This window comes from Vibrio sp. QJM3NY_27 (assembly GCF_057785955.1).
On sequence record NZ_CM173511.1, the window covers coordinates 2,113,622 to 2,132,190 of the forward strand.

General features: G+C 44.4%; 17 protein-coding genes. 8 read left to right on the forward strand and 9 right to left on the reverse strand.

The annotated features are described in order from the left end of the window. Positions 1-48: 48 nt before the first annotated feature. Positions 49-975, reverse strand: a complete 927-nt coding sequence (gene speB, locus AC3CIA_RS09430) for an agmatinase (protein WP_488518037.1) — start codon at positions 973-975, stop codon at positions 49-51. After that, entirely contained in the window at positions 975-2,864 is a 1,890-nt protein-coding gene (gene speA / locus AC3CIA_RS09435) for an arginine decarboxylase (RefSeq protein WP_488518891.1), read from the reverse strand. Before speA ends, speB begins: the two co-directional genes overlap by 1 nt. Positions 2,865-3,306: 442 nt before the next feature. Here speA and AC3CIA_RS09440 point away from each other — a divergent pair, with 442 nt between their 5' ends. From AC3CIA_RS09440 to AC3CIA_RS09460, 5 genes are all read left to right on the forward strand, one after another. Further along, positions 3,307-4,011 (forward strand): class I SAM-dependent methyltransferase, encoded by a 705-nt coding sequence (locus tag AC3CIA_RS09440; RefSeq protein WP_054547401.1) that lies wholly within the window; start codon positions 3,307-3,309, stop codon positions 4,009-4,011. 288 nt (positions 4,012-4,299) lie between these two features. Then, positions 4,300-5,736: a coniferyl aldehyde dehydrogenase gene (locus AC3CIA_RS09445; protein ID WP_171308746.1), complete on the forward strand. Its 1,437-nt coding sequence runs from the start codon at positions 4,300-4,302 to the stop codon at positions 5,734-5,736. Then, entirely contained in the window at positions 5,733-6,311 is a 579-nt protein-coding gene (locus AC3CIA_RS09450; protein ID WP_017088387.1) for a TetR/AcrR family transcriptional regulator, read from the forward strand. The genes AC3CIA_RS09445 and AC3CIA_RS09450 overlap by 4 nt, the downstream gene beginning before the upstream one ends. Before the next feature lie 492 nt (positions 6,312-6,803). Continuing rightward, entirely contained in the window at positions 6,804-8,378 is a 1,575-nt protein-coding gene (locus AC3CIA_RS09455) for an ABC-F family ATP-binding cassette domain-containing protein (RefSeq protein WP_171308747.1), read from the forward strand. Between the two features lie 114 nt (positions 8,379-8,492). Beyond that, positions 8,493-9,731, forward strand: coding sequence for a leucine-rich repeat-containing protein kinase family protein (locus AC3CIA_RS09460; protein WP_171308748.1), 1,239 nt, complete (start codon positions 8,493-8,495; stop codon positions 9,729-9,731). A gap of 132 nt (positions 9,732-9,863) precedes the next feature. On the opposite strand, the gene AC3CIA_RS09465 is transcribed toward AC3CIA_RS09460, so the two are convergent. From AC3CIA_RS09465 to AC3CIA_RS09495, 7 genes are all read right to left on the reverse strand, one after another. Then, positions 9,864-10,313 (reverse strand): hypothetical protein, encoded by a 450-nt coding sequence (locus tag AC3CIA_RS09465; RefSeq protein ID WP_054547397.1) that lies wholly within the window; start codon positions 10,311-10,313, stop codon positions 9,864-9,866. Positions 10,314-10,382: 69 nt separating this feature from the next. Next, entirely contained in the window at positions 10,383-10,697 is a 315-nt protein-coding gene (gene yqfB, locus AC3CIA_RS09470) for a N(4)-acetylcytidine aminohydrolase (RefSeq protein ID WP_017086672.1), read from the reverse strand. Positions 10,698-10,914: 217 nt separating this feature from the next. Then, positions 10,915-11,268: a 50S ribosomal protein L20 gene (gene rplT / locus AC3CIA_RS09475; RefSeq protein ID WP_004733517.1), complete on the reverse strand. Its 354-nt coding sequence runs from the start codon at positions 11,266-11,268 to the stop codon at positions 10,915-10,917. A 42-nt stretch (positions 11,269-11,310) separates the two neighbouring features. Next, positions 11,311-11,505 carry a 50S ribosomal protein L35 gene (gene rpmI / locus AC3CIA_RS09480; protein ID WP_004733518.1) on the reverse strand — a complete coding sequence of 65 codons (195 nt, stop codon included), beginning with the start codon at positions 11,503-11,505 and terminating at the stop codon, positions 11,311-11,313. Positions 11,506-11,609: 104 nt separating this feature from the next. Next, the gene (gene infC, locus AC3CIA_RS09485; protein WP_004733519.1) at positions 11,610-12,080 is read right to left on the reverse strand and encodes a translation initiation factor IF-3; all 471 of its coding nucleotides are present in this window, start codon (positions 12,078-12,080) and stop codon (positions 11,610-11,612) included. Positions 12,081-12,163: 83 nt separating this feature from the next. Further along, on the reverse strand, positions 12,164-14,092 hold the full coding sequence (gene thrS, locus AC3CIA_RS09490; protein WP_029404979.1) for a threonine--tRNA ligase: 1,929 nt from the start codon (positions 14,090-14,092) through the stop codon (positions 12,164-12,166). A gap of 384 nt (positions 14,093-14,476) precedes the next feature. Next, the gene (locus AC3CIA_RS09495) at positions 14,477-15,220 is read right to left on the reverse strand and encodes a sporulation protein (RefSeq protein ID WP_488518038.1); all 744 of its coding nucleotides are present in this window, start codon (positions 15,218-15,220) and stop codon (positions 14,477-14,479) included. Between the two features lie 181 nt (positions 15,221-15,401). Here AC3CIA_RS09495 and hutC point away from each other — a divergent pair, with 181 nt between their 5' ends. The 3 genes from hutC to hutG all read left to right on the forward strand — a co-directional run bounded on the left by hutC (position 15,402) and on the right by hutG (position 18,530). Beyond that, positions 15,402-16,115: a histidine utilization transcriptional repressor HutC gene (gene hutC / locus AC3CIA_RS09500; RefSeq protein ID WP_488518039.1), complete on the forward strand. Its 714-nt coding sequence runs from the start codon at positions 15,402-15,404 to the stop codon at positions 16,113-16,115. A 113-nt stretch (positions 16,116-16,228) separates the two neighbouring features. After that, positions 16,229-17,479, forward strand: coding sequence for an imidazolonepropionase (hutI, locus tag AC3CIA_RS09505; RefSeq protein WP_171330910.1), 1,251 nt, complete (start codon positions 16,229-16,231; stop codon positions 17,477-17,479). Further along, positions 17,466-18,530, forward strand: coding sequence for a formimidoylglutamase (hutG, locus tag AC3CIA_RS09510; RefSeq protein WP_171316105.1), 1,065 nt, complete (start codon positions 17,466-17,468; stop codon positions 18,528-18,530). The genes hutI and hutG overlap by 14 nt, the downstream gene beginning before the upstream one ends. Positions 18,531-18,569: the final 39 nt, after the last annotated feature.

An 18,569-nucleotide genomic window follows, 5' to 3' on the forward strand; every position in this document is an offset into this window, starting at 1 on the left:
GGCTTTAAAATCAGTATATAGCGTTATGCTGTTAGCAATGACACACTATTATTTAGCGAGGCGGTTCGCCGTCCAAACGTAAAGCAGCTCGAGAGCAATCGTCGCACCAGCCAATGCCGTAATCTCGCTTTGGTCATACGCAGGGGAAACTTCTACAACGTCCATACCAACCATGTTAATACCCTGCAAGCCACGGATGATTTTCAACACTTTATCTGAGTTCAAACCACCACACACTGGCGTACCCGTACCCGGTGCAAACGCAGGGTCCAAACAGTCAATATCAAACGTTACATAGACAGGTTTGTCGCCAACAGTGCCTTTTACTTGAGCAATGATTTCATCCACGCTCATGTCATTCGCTTGCATCGCATTGATGACGTTGAAGCCGTGACCTTCTTGCTTATACTCAGTACGAATCCCAATTTGCACTGAATGCTCAGGCGATATTAGACCTTCATTAGGTGCATGGTAGAACATCGTACCGTGGTCATAACGACTTCCCTGACTGTACGTATCAGTATGTGCATCGAAGTGAATCAACGCCATCTCGCCATACTTTTTGCCGTATGCTCTTAGCAAAGGCAATGTAATGAAGTGATCGCCACCTAAACCTAACAGTGTTTTACCACTGCTTAGAATCGCATCAGCAGCCGCTTCTAAACGTTGAGTTAGATCTTCTGCATCACCACAATCAAACACGAGGTCGCCAGCATCAATCACCGAGGTGTGTTCAAATACATTGAAGTCCCAAGGGAATTTTTTGCCTTCCCACGCCAAGTTGACTGACGCACGACGAATCGCATCAGGTCCCATACGAGCACCCGGACGACCAGACGTCGCCATATCTAACGGCGCACCCAACACAACCACATCAGCGTCGTTATCAATTGGGTTTTGTACCAATGGACGACGCATAAACGTCATCGCATTGGAGTACAGCGAGTAATCGGGTTTGGTAAATAAATCGTCCATTAAAAATCCTCAAGATAGGTATAACCCATCAAGCCTTGTTCTAACTCTTCAAGTACGCTTTGCTGCTCTTGAGCTGGTACTTTCGCCGTGACCAATTCTTTGTAGTTCTGACGGATCAGATCCGTATCGATGTGAACATAACGCATCATGTCTTCAACCGTATCGCCTTCATTGATGTAATCGATGTTCGCTTCACCGCTTTCGTCAACGTTGACCACTACACTGTGCGTATCACCAAAAAGGTTATGCATATCACCCAAGATCTCTTGGTATGCGCCTACTAGGAAAAAGCCCATCAGGTAAGGTTCATCTGGATTCCATGCAGGAACTGGCAGAGTCGTTTCAATACCTTGACCGTCAACATACTGATCAATCGTGCCGTCCGAGTCACATGTGATATCCAGTACTACAGCGCGCCGCTCGTCCGCATTATCCAAACCACTCAGAGGCAACACAGGGAATACCTGATCGATACCCCAAGCATCTGGTAAAGATTGGAACAGCGAGAAGTTTACGAAGAACTTGTCGGCTAAACGCTCACTCAACTCATCCAAAATAGGACGGTGGTAACGGTTCTTAGTGTTCATACGAGAGCTAAGTTCGTAGTTAATACGCAAAGACATCTGCTCTGCCCAAGCACGGTGCTGAAGATTCAGCATGCCTGTGGCAAATTGATTATGCGCTTCTGCGATATCGCTCTGCGTGTCGTTATAGATCTCAATCAACGCTCGGTCATCATTGCCCGCATCTAGCTCTAAGAAGTTCTTCCACATGTTGTTTAGCAACATTGGTGCGTCAGCTTCTGGAGCCGCCATGTTTTCCGGAGAATAGCTTTCTGTACCAATCACATTGGTCACAAGTACAGCATGATGCGCAGTCAACGAACGACCAGACTCAGAAATGATCACAGGTTGTGGTTGATTGTAGAGCTTACAAATGTCCCCTACTGTCATCACAATATTGCGAGCGTACTCAAGCAAACCGTAATTCATTGAGTTTGAAGACTGGCTACGTGTGCCGTCGTAATCAACCGCCAAGCCGCCACCCACATCTAGGTACTTCAATTGAGCACCAATATCGCGCAGTTCACAGTAGAAACGAGCCGCTTCGCTCACGCCATTTCGTACATCACGAATATTGGCCATTTGTGAACCAAGATGGAAATGCACTAACTCTAGAACGTCGAGTTGGTCTTCTGCTTTCAAGCGTTCAATGACAGTCAGAACTTGTGATGCAGACAAACCGAACTTAGACTTCTCACCACCACTTGCTTGCCATTTACCAGCGCCTTGAGAAGCAAGACGAATACGCAAACCTAAACGAGGTTTCACGCCAAGCGCTTTCGCTTCAGAAAGAACAAGATCAAGCTCTGATAACTTCTCTAGAACGATAAATACTTTATGACCCAGCTTTTCGCCAATAAGCGCAAGACGGATGTATTCTCTGTCTTTGTAACCGTTACACACGATCACTGAGCTCGCTTTTTGAGCCAGCGCTAATACCGCTAATAGTTCCGGCTTACTGCCCGCCTCTAGACCAAGCTGCTTCTGCTCTAATTGAGCTTGGCTCGCTAAGATCTCGTCAACCACTTCTTTCTGTTGGTTAACTTTAATCGGGTAAACAAGTAGGTAACGGTTGTCGTACTGATATTCGTCGATCGCTTGGTTAAATGCGTTACAGATATTGTGCACACGTTGATGCACTATTTGAGGAAAACGCACAAGAGCAGGCAAACCAATATTTCGCTGCTCTAACTGTTTTACGATCTGACTAAGCGGAACTTGATGATCGGTTTCGCTCGGTGAAACATACACCTCGCCGTTATCATCAATTCCATAAAAACCTTGGCTCCAGTGCTTTACATTATACTCAGCACGGATGCGTTCCAAATTAACCGAATTTTCCAATTCTAGAGACCTCACACTATAGGGCCATCGACAGAAGATACCTCATTGGAATAGCGAGGTATAACCCAACAAAAAACGTTCAAAAACGATTTGTTGGCTGCATTAACCGATATTATTAAGAGTGAGTCCAACCATTGATATTTGTGGTTACGATTACGCTTTTTTATCGACGATCCGACTTAAAGTGACAGGTAAGGAATTACAAGGTTTTAGGCCAAAAAACAGGCTGAAGCGCATGAGATTTAAAGCACTTTCTAACAAAAAAGCAGGTGAATAAAATACCAAAGACACATAAAATCCTTGGCTATTCTGGTCAAGTTAAGTCAGGGTTGTGCCAAATATAACCACTTCTCTACCACAACTCTCGCTATCACCGACATAGCTTGTATCCTGTTATTCCATGCCTATTGATGAGTGCTAAATCATGTCTGAAATGTACACCACCTACGCTAAGCAATACGACTCGGCTGCCCGCGATAATATTTACAATGCCTTACTTGAGCGTCCATCAACGATAGCTTTGCTCGATGATGTAAAAGGCATGGATATTGTCGACCTAGGTTGTGGCTCTGGCATTTACGCGCAATGGTTTATTGACCAAGGCGCAAATAAAGTGACGTGTACCGATCTCTCTCAGGATATGGTCGACTTAGTGAACGGAAAACAAATCAAAAATGTTTCCGCTTATGCTCAAGATGCTGCCCTTGGTCTGCCGAATGAAAAAGACAACAGTGCCGATGTCATCGTGTGTCCGCTAGTCTTGCATTACATTGAAGATCTAAAACCCGTCTTTGATGATATTCATCGGGTCCTTAAGCCAGGTGGTTACATTGTCTTTTCAACACACCACCCTTTTGCTGACTTTGAATGTACGATTTCTGGCAATTACTACGAACGTGAATTCATTCAAGAAGAGTGGAACACGGTAGGTACACCCGTTCAAGTGAGCTTCTACCGCCGTTCTTTAACCGAACTTTGCCAAGCGGTTACTCAATCAGGCTTGCTGATTTCAAAAATCACGGAGGGCACTATCGATGAAAAAGCCAAAGAAATTTCTGAAGCGACATACGAGCGACTGTCAAAGAACGTTAACTTTATCTTTCTCCGTTGTGAAAAAGCCCCTGCGTAATCATTAAACGCTTATCTTGGTGCCTTTGATTCCGTCAAAGGCACTCGTTATCTTCTTATCTTCTTATCTTCTTATCTTCTTATCTTCTTATCTTCTTATCTTCTTATCTTCTTACGATAGTTATTATCACCCAACGTCTAACTCACTTTTCCTCAATTTCCCTTCGAAAAAACAACGTACAACTGAACAAAAAATAAACTTTTCTCACGCATATCTTGTATTCGGTTCGATCTTCTTGTAGCTTCAACTGACCAACCAATCGGTCAGCTTTCGAATTTAGGGGATACTATGAGCCATAATCTAGACCTTGAACCAACCACGTCGAACACCAACGACATGGATAAAATATTCAACCGACAAAAAGATCACTACCGCAGTAATGTTAATCCAACGTTTGGGCAGAGAAGAAAAGACCTCTCGGAATTAAAAGCGTTGCTAATGCGCTACCAAGGGCAATTGATTGATGCGGTGTCTGAAGATTATGGTCATCGCGCAAAACACGACAGCTTGATTGCTGATATCACCCCTTCTCTTCACCAAATTAATTACAGTGATAAGAACCTTAAGAAGTGGTTGAAGCCATCTCGTAGAAAAGCAGGCTTGATGCTGACACCAGCGAAGATCACTGTTCACTATCAACCGGTAGGTGTTGTAGGCATCATTGTTCCTTGGAACTTTCCTATAATGCTCTCTTTAGGCCCTCTCATCACTGCGTTAGCGGCGGGCAACACTGCAATGCTCAAGATGTCCGAGTTTACTCCTGCGACCAACCGAGTTTTAAAAGCCATGCTGGCCGAAGGCTTTAGTGAAGATCAAGTCGCGATTATAGAAGGTGAAGCTGACGTTTCCGCGAAATTTAGCCAACTCCCGTTTGATCATATTCTATTCACAGGGTCGACCTCTGTAGGTAAGCAAGTAATGAGAGCAGCAGCCGACAACTTAACGCCAGTAACTTTGGAGTTAGGCGGCAAGTCTCCAACGATTATTGCTCCCGACTTTGATGTGGCTGACGCCGTTGAACGCATCCTGTTTGCAAAAAGCTTAAACGCTGGCCAGATTTGTGTGGCGCCCGATTACATCTTATTGCCACGAGAAAAAGTCGATGCGTTCATCACAGCTTATAAGCAATACTTCAAAAAGCTGTATAAAGCAGGCATTGAGAGCAAAGACTTAACTTCAGTGATCGATATGCGTCAATACAATCGTTTGAAGGGGGTGATTACAGATGCTCAATCTAAAGGCGCAGTCGTTCACACCGTCACCGAACAAGCGCAAGACGATGTAAACCACAGAATGACGCCGCACCTTCTCACCGAAGTGAACGACGACATGGTCGCAATGCAAGAAGAGCTGTTTGGCCCCGTACTGCCTATCGTTCCTTATGATTCTGTTGAAGAAGCGATCAGCTACATCACAACAAGAGAACGTCCGCTTGCTTTGTACCTGATGAGTCATGATAAGCAGACTCAAGATCTATTCTTATCGAGCACGCATTCTGGCGGTGTTTGTATTAACGACTCTTTGGTGCATGTGGCAGCAGAAGACGCGCCGTTCGGTGGCATCGGCCCTTCAGGCATGGGACACTATCATGGCATTGAAGGCTTCAAGACCTTTAGTCATGCCAAAACCGTTCTAAGTAGAGGAAAAATCAACTTCACCAAGTTAATGCATCCTCCTTACAACAACCCAATCAAAAAACTGATGTTCAAAGTACTCAATAGATGATCACTAAAAGACAAAAAATCCTAGATGCTGCACTCTTGCTCTTCTCTCAACAGGGGCTAGAGGGCACATCTACTGGACAAATAGCGAAAACAGCTGGTGTGGCGAAAGCGACGCTGTTTCACCACTTCGAGAATAAATCTCTATTGATTGACGAGCTGTTTCGCGAGCTGAAGTTGGAGCTATTCTCTACCCTTCAACAACACACTGATATTGCTGAGCAGGATCTCTATCAAGCCTTTAAGTTCATGTGGATCACTGGGATTGAATGGGCACTAGAAAATCCGGTTGCGATGAAGTTCTTCACCAATGTTCATTTCGACCCAACGACCCAAACTCGAGAAGTCATCGTCTCGCAGATGTTCGCGTCGCTAGACGAGATCATTTTGAAAGGACAAGAGGACGGTGAATTGATGGCATTAGACATTAACCTTGTAAGGCACTTCATCCACAGTCACTTTCTGATTTGTGCAAACTGGCTTATTGAGCAAAACGAATCTCCACCAGAGCAAACATCGAAGTACATCAATGATAGCTTTGATATGTGTTGGCGAGCCGTTGGTGGACAAACCAAGTAGCTTTAGCTCTAAGCTCCAAAATATAAGTTCTAGACTCAACTTATTTCCAATAATGATCACTAAAGCGCCACACAGGCGCTTTAATCATTTGAACACAATTTAATCACCTCAGTATATTGACTCAGAGTACGTTCTTTCAGTACCATCCCACCATCATTTCAAAAGAGAATAACGCCATAATGAAGTACTAACATCCTGACATCCGATTTATTTTTATAAAAATCATTTGGACACTCGGGGTTAGTGGGCGTTACTTCGTCATCTATTTTCGCGACAAATCAAGCTCTTAAAGATCTGTTTTTTGACAAGCTACATCTTTAAGATCAGCGCCTTAAAGACAGAAATCAGATCAGCACTCTATTTCCTATCTTTGATTGGTACGCTACCTAAGTAACGTCTTTGGCGATCTATACATAGAATTCTGTGTAGGGTTCTATATAGAAAAAGCGCCTCACCCCTTTTACTCGTTTACACGTAAAGGGAGGTATTTTTATGCCTACTATATTAGCCAACAATCTCTCATTCCAACTCGATACTGGTGAGTGGTTATTCAAAGACATCACCTTTAATTTGAGCACTCGCCTCACCGGCCTAGTCGGAAGAAATGGGGCTGGAAAGTCACTACTTCTTTCGTTACTGATCGGGCAAAAACAACCCACAACAGGCAGTATTTCGCGCCAAGGTTCGATCGGCTTTTACTCTCAGTTGCCATCAACGCTACTGGATTTCGCCACCACCATCGCTGACTTCTTAGGGCTCACCGAAAAGTTAGATGCATTAAAAGCGATAGAGCAAGGGAGTTGCGAACTTCAGCACTTCAATATCGTTGGCGAGGATTGGGATTTACAAGCGAACACAAAGCAACTTTTAGCCACATTGAAAATAACCAGTGGGTTAACCACGCCGTGCCATACATTGAGCGGTGGGCAACTCGCCCTTTTACAGCTTCATCGGATATTCACATCAAACCACAACATACTGATTCTCGACGAACCTACAAACCATTTAGATAACGATGGACGCAATTGGCTACTCGAACAATGCCAGATGTTTGAAGGCAAAATACTTGTCGTCAGCCATGATCGAAGCTTATTGAGACAAATGGACGGGATCTACCATCTCAACAGCTTGGGCGTACGTTTCTATAAAGGAAATTATGATGATTACTTCAAACAAGTGTCTAGCCAAAGCGAAGCGCTCAACAAACAGATCGCGCATCATCAGTCCGAAAAGAAACGACTCGAGCGTCAAGCTCAAGCCAACAAGGAAAAGGCGCAGCAGCGAGAATCTCAGGGAAACCGACTCAGAAAGTCAGGTAGCCAACCCAAGATCTTATTGGATGCGATGAAAGATAAAGCAGGACAAAGCCAAGCCGCGTCTGCGACAAGCCAAAAGAATCTCATTGACCAAAACCAACATAAACTTCAGTCGCTTAAAGAACTGAAGGAACGGCTGAAACCACAAGCGTTATACCTACAACAAGCGAATGCTACTAAAAAACACTCACTATTAACCGTTGAAGAGTGTAGCCTAAATTTTGGTTCTGGTGCTCCTATTAGCTTCTCTCTATCACAAGGGGAACGATGCTATCTAACCGGGGCTAACGGGTGTGGAAAATCGACACTGTTAAAAGCCATTCATGGCCAACACTCGAACTATACTGGTTCCATTAAGCGTTTAGGGGCGACGGTATACTTGGATCAACACTTTGGCCTGTTAGACGCCAACGATACTATGTTCGATAGCCTGATGACACACAGCTTTGGGTTAACAGAAAGTGACGCACGAACCTTGTTGGCTGGAATAGGGTTCAGGCGAGACTCCGTATACCGAAAAGTGGCACATTTAAGTGGTGGTGAAAAAATGAAACTGGCGATGTTGATCGTTAGCCATAAGCAAGACACCCCGCTTCTATTGCTCGATGAACCGGACAACCACCTAGACATCGACTCAAAGCAAATATTGGCGTCCGCTTTACGTGAATACCAAGGCGCATTTATCTTGGTGAGTCATGACAACGACTTTGTTGAGGAGGTCGGTGTCAGCCAAAACCATATACGACTTTAACCTTTGTAAAATCGTTCACTTAGTTTAGTTAAGCGAGCATCGTTCCGGTGCTCGCCTTTCTTGATTGAGACAAGTAAACTACGCGCCTCGAACATCTATTCATAAGGCTAAGGTTTGCATACTCTAGAACAATTAAAATCAGGACAACTAAACGGTATTACGCGCTTACAACTGTCAGAAGGTCTCACTGAATTTCCATTAGAGATCTTAGAACTCGCTGATTCTCTTGAGATTCTAGACCTTTCAGGCAATCAACTGTCAGATTTACCAAAAGAGTTATCGCAGCTGACTAACCTGCGTATCATCTTCGCGTCGAATAACCTGTTTACGCACCTGCCTGATGTTCTAGGTACTCTTCCTAAGCTCGAAATGGTTGGCTTCAAAACCAACCAAATCAAAACCGTTAGCGAGCAATCTCTGCCAGCTCAGTTACGTTGGTTAATCCTGACAGACAATGTGATCGAGGTTCTCCCTCACTCTTTAGGTGAAAGACCACGCCTGCAAAAACTCGCATTAGCGGGTAACAAGATTCGCGTTTTACCAGAAAGCATGGAAAACCTATCAAGCCTTGAGCTAGTTCGCCTATCTGCAAACCAACTGACTGAATTCCCAGAGTTCCTTATTAAGCTACCAAAACTGGCTTGGTTAGCCTTTGCGGGTAACCCGTTTTGCAAACACCCAAGCAGCTTAGATAGCGTGCCAGCCGTGAGCTCGCGATGCTACTCACTCAATCAAGTGCTGGGCCAAGGTGCATCTGGCGTGATTTCTCATGCTAACTGGTTAAACAGTGACTTTGATTTCCCACAAGAAGTGGCCGTTAAAGTATTCAAAGGCGAAGTCACCAGTGATGGCTACCCACACGATGAGCTAGAAGCTTGTTTGCAGACTGGCTACCATGGCAATTTAGTGAAATCTATTGCCCAAGTTGATGAAGATGACTATTTAGCTTTGGTCATGGAGCTTATCCCAAGCAGCTATTACAACCTAGGTTTGCCCCCTACTCTTGAAAGCTGTACTCGCGATACGTTCAACGAAGGCTTTGAGATTTCAATTGCTCAGATCAATAGCATTACCGAGCAGATGATTGATGTGTTTGAACACCTTCATCAAAACAAAGTTTGTCACGGTGATTTGTACGCGCACAACACCTTGGTCAATGAACAAGGTCAGATGATCTTTGGTGACTTCGGAGCTGCAACTATCTACGGTTACCTGACTGAAGAGCAGCAACAAGGCATTCGTCGAATTGAAGCACGTGCATTAAAGTACTTTATTGAAGACCTACTGACCGTATGCGCAAAGCAAGACCAAGACAGCGAGCTTTATACTCGATTGGCGAACTTCGAAGCTTAATGGCTTAACTTAATAGCGCGTTGATTAGAAATACTCGTCGAATTGAAAACAACAAAGCCAACATCACTGTTGGCTTTTTTATTCTTGGAACATCACTCATTTTAATGGGCAAGCAAGGTCGACTAAAAAGGATTAACGTTCAGCCTGCACCAATTTCAGATACGAATGCAGTTCACCATTTTTATATTCCACCGCAGAATGAATATTAAGATCAGCACGAGCCACAACAGCAAACTGGTAGCGGTTGTCACCCTTCAGAATCTCGACGTGTAACAAACCGTCTTTTAGTTGCCACTGCCCTGTTGTTTCAAATCGATCGAACAAACGGTATTCAGCTAGAGAACCGTCAGCATTAAAGTGCACTTCAGTGATATAGCCGCCGGGGCAACTCTTCACCCACACTCGACTCTCGATATCACTGACAGTAAAGTCACGCTTTGTATCACGCCACGCAAGAAAGCCTTCACTATCATAAAGACCAATGTCGAGATCAATTCGAGAAATTAACGGCAGCTCAGTTTGCTCACGACAATAAAGTTGAAGCAAAATTTGCTGAACTGTTCCGTTCAGTAATTCACTCATTGTGACTTCCCTTTCTTATTGCTCAGCAGTTAAACACTGTAGTGATCAACAAATTTCATTTAAAGCGGGTTACACAAGCTCGTAAGAAACCACATACAGCTCAGAGATCCCAGGATAGATATCTTGAATCACGTCTTTGAGTACTTGCAGCGTCATGTTCTCTTGCTGAGCATGGAATTCACCTAAGTCATCAAACAGGATTGGTTCAACACTGATGATCTTAAGGTTACAGAACACACGGCCTTGCTCTAGCGTTGATACTTCCACAACACTGCCTGGCTGGTAGTCGCGTTCAGATTCATCGCGAATAGTAATGGTCTTTTTGCCAGAAAGGATGTCAGTTTCGAAACGTTCGAAGAACGTCATAGTGGTAGGTGCGGTCATTTATCTCGGTCGCTTAACATTTAAAGGTTAGGTAGATGTTTATATACCAGAATGCCTGTTCAAGCGAATAAAAATTAGATGCGAGATGCGAGATGCGAGATGCGAGATGCGAGATGCGAGATGCGAGATGCGAGAGAATATGGCAAAGACAAATTACAGGCAATAAAAAAGGAGAACCGAAGTTCTCCTTTTCTTAAACCTTTAAGCTAACTCTAAATTATAGAGATGCTTTCGCTTTTTCAACTAGAACAGCAAATGCTGCTTTGTCGAATACTGCGATGTCAGCAAGAATCTTACGGTCGATCTCGATAGATGCTTTCTTAAGGCCATTGATGAAACGGCTGTAAGATAGACCATTTTGACGAGATGCCGCATTGATACGTGCAATCCAAAGTTGACGGAATTGACGTTTCTTGTTGCGACGGTCACGGTAAGCGTATTGACCAGCTTTGGTAACTGCTTGGAAAGCTACGCGGTAAACACGTGAACGTGCTCCGTAGTAACCTTTAGCTTGTTTTAGAACTTTCTTATGACGTGCACGAGCTTGTACACCACGTTTTACGCGAGGCATTATGCTTCTCCTAAACTAAACGAATTTATAAACTAAAAAGAATTAAGCGTATGGCATCATACGTAGAACTGCAGCCACTTCACATTTTGGAAGGATTGAGTTCGGACGAAGCTGACGCTTGTTCTTAGTAGTACGCTTAGTCAGGATGTGACGTTTACCAGCGTGCTTAAACTTAATACCACCAGCAGTTTTCTGGAAACGCTTAGCAGCACCTTTGTTGGTTTTCATCTTAGGCATGATGAATAACTCCGCATTGTTGAGTTGTTAATAACATAGTAATTAGGGCGAATAAAACCCTACAGCCTATGGCTGCAAGGTTTAATTACTTGTAAAGCCGTTAATTACTTCTTTTTAGGGGCCAACACCATGATCATCTGGCGACCTTCAATTCTCGTTGGGAAAGATTCGACAACTGCAAATTCTTCAGTATCGATTTTCAAACGATTAAGAACGTCAACACCGATTTCTTGGTGAGCCATTTCGCGGCCACGGAAGCGAATTGTTACCTTCACTTTGTTGCCGTCTTCAAGGAAACCAGTCAGGTTGCGTAGTTTTACCTGATAGTCTCCAATATCAGTTCCAGGTCGGAATTTAATTTCCTTGATCTGAACCTGCTTTTGCTTTTTCTTCTGCTCTTTCGCAGCTTTGCTCTTCTCGAAGAGGAACTTACCGTAGTCCATCACACGACAAACTGGCGGCTCGGCGTTAGGGCTGATCTCTACGAGATCCATACCAGCTTCATTTGCAGCTTCCATCGCTTCAGCGATTGTTACTACACCAACAGCTTCGCCGTCTGCGCCAGTTAGACGCACTTCACGAACGCCACGAATGTCACCGTTTAAACGGTGCTGGTTTTGTTTGGCCGGTTGTTGGCCACGTCTTCCGCCTTTAATAGCTATTCCTCCAGATTGAGCTTACGGTTTGAAACCTCGGCTTGGATGTATGAAATAAAGTCATCCACTTTAAATTTACCAAGGTCCTTACCTTTACGTGTACGTACTGCTATTTCGCCGGCTTCCATTTCTTGGTCACCACACACAAGCATGAACGGTACACGTTTCAAAGTATGTTCGCGGATTTTAAAGCCAATCTTCTCATTTCTCAAGTCTGCTTTGACTCTAAATCCACTTTTTTGCAGTTTTTTCGCAATTTCTTGTACATATTCAGACTGTTTGTCCGTAATGCCCATAACAATTGCTTGTTCTGGCGCCAACCACGTTGGGAAGAAGCCAGCGTATTCTTCAATAAGAATACCGATGAAGCGTTCTAGTGAACCTAAAATCGCGCGGTGGATCATAACTGGCGTGTGACGCTCGTTATCTTCACCTACGTAAGTTGCACCTAAACGTTCTGGTAATGCAAAATCGAGCTGCACTGTACCACATTGCCATGCGCGGTCCAAACAATCATGCAAAGTAAATTCAATCTTAGGTCCGTAGAACGCACCCTCGCCTTCTTGAATCTCGTATGCAATGTTCATTGCCTCTAGCGCTTGCTTAAGGTCAGCCTCTGCACGGTCCCACATTTCGTCTGAACCTACACGTTGTTCTGGACGAGTAGATAGCTTAACAACAATGCTATCGAAGCCGAAAGTTGTGTAAGTATCGTAAACCATTTCAATACAAGCTTTCACTTCTTGTTGAACTTGGTCTTCAGTACAGAATACGTGAGCATCATCTTGAGTGAAGCCACGAACACGCATAATGCCGTGAAGTGCGCCAGACGGCTCGTTACGGTGACATGAGCCGAACTCAGCCATACGTAGCGGAAGATCACGGTAAGATTTCAAACCTTGGTTAAAGATTTGAACGTGACCAGGACAGTTCATTGGCTTGATCGCGTATTCACGGTTCTCTGAAGAAGTAGTGAACATCGCTTCAGCGTACTTATCCCAGTGACCAGAGCGTTCCCAAAGAACACGGTCCATCATTAATGGGCCTTTTACTTCTTGGTAATCGTACTCAGTCAGCTTCTGACGAATAAATACTTCTAGCTCACGGAAGATAGTCCAACCGTTGTGATGCCAGAACACCATGCCTGGTGCTTCTTGCTGCATGTGGAATAGATCTAAGTGCTTACCGATTTTACGGTGATCACGCTTAGCCGCTTCTTCTAGGCGCACTAGGTGAGCCTTAAGTGCTTTCTTGTCGTGGAATGCAGTGCCGTAGATACGTTGAAGCATCTTGTTGTCACTGTTACCACGCCAGTAAGCACCCGCTACGTTAAGTAGTGTGAAGTGTTGGCAGAAACCCATATGTGGAACGTGTGGACCACGACACATATCGATGTATTCTTCATGATGGTACAGGCCTGGACGATCGTCTTTAGAAACGTTCTCATCCAAGATTTCGATTTTGTAAGTCTCGCCGCGAGCTTCGAATGCGTCACGCGCTTCCTGCCAGCTAACTTTCTTCTTAACAACCTGATACTTGGTCTTCGCTAGCTCTTTCATACGCTTTTCAATCTTTTCTAGATCTTCTTGCGTTAGAGAGTGCTCAAGGTCGATATCGTAGTAGAAACCGTTATCGATGGTAGGACCGATCGCCATTTTCGCTTCTGGAAAAAGCTGCTTAATCGCGTGACCTAAAAGGTGAGCACAAGAGTGACGAACGATCTCAAGACCATCAACTTCATCTTTAGCTGTGATGATTTCTAGACTTGCATCGTTTTCGATAAGATCACAAGCATCAACACGCTCGCCGTCTACACGACCAGCAATGGTTGCTTTCGCAAGACCAGGACCGATTGATAGGGCAACATCTAGAGTTGATACAGGGTTGTCAAATTGACGCTGACTACCGTCAGGAAGAGTAATAATTGGCATTATTTGTCCTTTACAGTGGTGTTGCACACCAAGCAACACATGAAAATGTTTAATATATGTTTTTCAACCAACAAGTATGTTGATCGGAGATATATGCATAATAAAGATACCCACATAAAAGCAAATACAGATGCCCCATTTGTGAGTAGCCGAACATTGTAACGAAATTATATGAAATGACAATGTTAGTCCCACAGCGCCACAAAAACTACATAACTTAAATGTATCTTCTATATAGGACCTTCTAACACCCTAAGCTAACGTTCAATGATTGGTTCTTTGTCTTTATTTACAAACAAAAAAGCCGAACGGTTAAGTTCGGCTATAGAAATCGTACTGTCTTGTCTCTATTAATAGAAAAAGCGACTACTAACAGAAAGGGAACTATGCACTCATGATTCTTGAGACTGCGTTGCGAATATCTGAATCGGCGGCATTAGCAGGTAAGCTGAATGAGATGTATTGGTCGCCACGGAAGCTCATTGAACGATCAATTTCTGCTAGGCAGTGAACTATTGAGCCTTCAACTATGAATGACAGCTCGATCTCTTTATTATTCATGAAGCCGCCGCTGCGAAATTCAATCTCTTGGTAACAGCCCGAACGAGAAGCAAAGCTGTTGCCTTTTAAGAAGCCCTTCTCTACGTCTGCTTTCACCATTGCCATACCCGATGCTTCCACGCCTTGGATGATTTTAGCAACTGTTGGCAGTGGGTGTACGGAGATAAAGTCACGGTCTTTAGGGTCAATCGCGAAGCCAATATCTAGGTTGGTTTCTACCCAAACATGGCATTGGTTCATTTGTGCGTTCAACGCGGTGACTGGCGTTTCATCATTTAACTTAAGGCGGAATGGAACCAGTTTGGTTTCGCCCGGTTGGATAACGAAAGGCTCTACGGCTTGAATACGACCCAGAGAAAAAGTTTCGTAGTTAGTGCTGTCTTCCGTTTCTACTTTCACTTCTGTGTTGAGAACTAAGTTGATCAAGTCAATTTGTTGCTCAACGTCGCCGCCAACAATGTGAACATTGCCAGACAACTCTCCACCTTGGAAAACTTCAATATTATCTAAGACAGTATCAACCTTTGCTGCACCGATGCCCAACGAGGCCTTTAATTTCTTAAACATATTATTTCCCTTTCTAATTATCTGATTTACGAATAGTTATTGCGTGACAATTTGCGACACTTACCTCACAGAATCAAGCAATTTGCCCCATCTATGTTGAATAAGGTCACATTGCCCGAGGAAATGTTGAAATCGTGAAAAATTCCGTTACTCTATTTGTATAGTCAAATAAGGTTTCATTATGTCGAAAGCGCCGCTCTACCTTCAGATAAAACAGTTCATAGACGACAATATCACCAGTGGTCTCTGGCCAGTGGGTTACCAGATAACCACAGAGCTAGAACTCACTGAACAGTTCAAAGTGAGTCGAATGACAGTGAATAAGGCCATTCGAGATCTGGTGTCTGAAGGTAAGCTAATCAGGAAACCAAGGCTGGGTACTTTTGTTTGTGAACCAGACGAAAAAGCACAATCTCCCCTGCTTGATATCAACAATATCGCGCAAGAGATCAAAGACCGAGGCCAAACGTATGCTAGCCAAGTTATCAAGCACAAGAGCATCAAGGCTGATGAAAGCACCGCCACACGGTTAGGTGTGATGATCAATACCGAAGTATTCTATAGTGAAATCATACACTTTTCCGACAACGCACCGATTCAATTGGAAGCGCGCTGGGTGAACTCTCAAGCCGCTCCAAAATACCTAGAGCAAGACTTTTCAACTTCTACACCCAACGAATACCTTTCAAAAAGCTGCCCGTTGAGTGCTATCGAGCATACGGTTGAAGCCATTATTCCAGACACTCAAATCAGAGCGTCACTAAAGCTATCTGAATCAGAGCCTTGCCTTCTTTTGAATAGAAGAACATGGAGTAAAGAGCGCCTCATCAGCTTTGCATTGCTCTACCATCCTGGCTCTAAGTACAAATTAAGCTCCAAGATACTTCTAGATTAAAGAACATCATCCTGATCGCCGATCACATTTTTGCAACATCAACTTGATTCGGGTCAGCGTTTAGCCTATTTATTTGTATATACATTTAATGTTTAGCAAAGATCTAGGTGATTATGAATTTGATCCTCAAAAACGCACGAGTGGTCTCCATGAGTTCGGGAGCCGATGGTTATCAGCCCTCTTCCCCTCAAGATATCGTTATCGGAAACGGTAAGATCGTGTCCATCTCTTGTTCAAACCACGAGGGACATGCTTCTGAGGTAGAACAACCGAGCACTGATAGCTCTGCGGATTACATCACCTATGACTGCAAAAACAAGCTCGTCACTCCTGGGCTGATTGATTGTCACACTCATCTCGTATTTGCGGGTAATCGTGCCAACGAGTTTGAGCAACGTTTGAATGGTGTGTCTTACACCGACATCGCCAAGCAAGGCGGTGGCATTCTAGCGACAGTCACTGCAACACGCGCAGCACAAGAGTCTGAACTGGTTGAAATGGCGTTACCGAGACTCGATGGTCTGCTAAGAAGTGGCGTAACCAGTATCGAAGTAAAATCTGGTTATGGTTTAACACTTGAAGATGAGCTCAAGATGTTACGTGCAGCCAAAGCGTTAGAGAATCATCGCCGTATTAAGATCACCACCACTCTCCTTGCTGCCCATGCTATTCCACCAGAATATAAAGAGAAACCGGACAGCTATATCGATCTGGTTTGCCAAGAGATCATTCCTAAAGCTGCAGAGCAAGGGCTCGCCGATGCAGTTGACGTGTTCTGCGAATCTATCGGCTTCAACCTAGAACAAACCGAACGTGTCTTTGCAGCAGCCAAAGCGCATGGGCTAGCGATTAAAGGCCACACTGAACAACTTTCGAATATGGGTGGCAGCGCGCTTGCAGCTAAATACGGCGCACTCTCTGTTGACCATGTTGAATACCTTGATGAAACCGGAGTAAAAGCACTGGCAGAATCAGGCACAGTTGCCACCTTGCTACCCGGTGCTTTCTACTTCCTGAAAGAGACTCAACAGCCTCCTATTGCTTTACTTCGTGAACACAACATTCCAATGGCAATAGCAACCGACTTAAACCCCGGCACTTCTCCCTTTGCTGATTTAACTCTAATGATGAACATGAGCTGCACCCTGTTTGGTACAACGCCTGAAGAAGCGCTGCGCGGTGTAACTTGTAACGCTGCTTCTGCCATTGGCGACTCACAAACCAAAGGCAAAATTGAAATTGGTTATGCCGCTGATTTGGCTATCTGGAATATCGAGCACCCTGCCGACTTAAGCTATCAAGTTGGTGTTCCTCATCTGTATAAACGCATTGTTAACGGCGAGGTGTGTCATGACTCAATCTAAGTCTAACGGCATCCGAGATAATGCAGCAACCACACATAACTTTGTATGGACTGGGCGTAATGATCTTGAAGATGGCGCACTCGGTACTCGCGTTCATCACATTACCAAACAAGTTCACAGTAGTGAGTTAAGTAACGAGCTTACTGATGGCGCTATCGCCTTAGTTGGCTTTGCCAGCGATGCTGGAGTTGCAAGAAACAAAGGACGCGTAGGCGCGAAACAAGCACCTAACCTGATTCGCCAAGCGTTGGCTAATATGGCTTGGCACAGTGACGCGCACATCGCGGATCTTGGTGATATCGAATGTAATGATGGCCAGCTCGAAGTCAGCCAAAAACAGTGTGCTTCTGTAATTACTAATGCTTTATCAACCAACAAAGTGATTACCCTTGGCGGTGGTCACGAGGTTGCTTGGGCGTCTTTCCAAGGACTTGCTGAGCATTTACACCAAACGGAACACCGACATAAAACTAAACACCTTCATAAAGATCAGTCAGAACGCAAACCTAAGATCGGCATCGTTAACTTTGATGCTCACTTTGATCTTCGTGAATTTGAAAGCGAAATCGCCGATGTTAAACCCAGTTCAGGTACGCCTTTTAATCAGATAAGCGATTACTGCCACAAACATCAGTGGCCGTTTCATTACGCTTGTCTTGGTGTGAGCGCGGCCAGCAATACCAAAGCGCTGTTCAATAAAGCCGACCAACTGGGCGTTTGGTATGAACACGACCGCAACATGACCCAAATAAACCAAGTCGCTCAACTGGTTAAGTTACAAAAATTCATCGCTGAGTGTGATTACCTCTATCTCACTATCGATCTAGACGTATTCCCAGCAGCGACAGCGCCGGGCGTAAGTGCGCCAGCGGCAAGAGGCGTGAGCTATGAAGCACTCGCTCCTTTTCTAGAACAGATTTTCCAACACAGTGAAAAACTCATTATCGCGGACATTGCGGAATACAACCCAGACTACGACATCGATGGCCAAACGGCTCGATTGGCGGCACGTTTGTGTTGGGATATTGCCTCTGCAATGGCCAGCGACTAATCCAGCTATACCGATAACTACAACTACAACTACAACTAC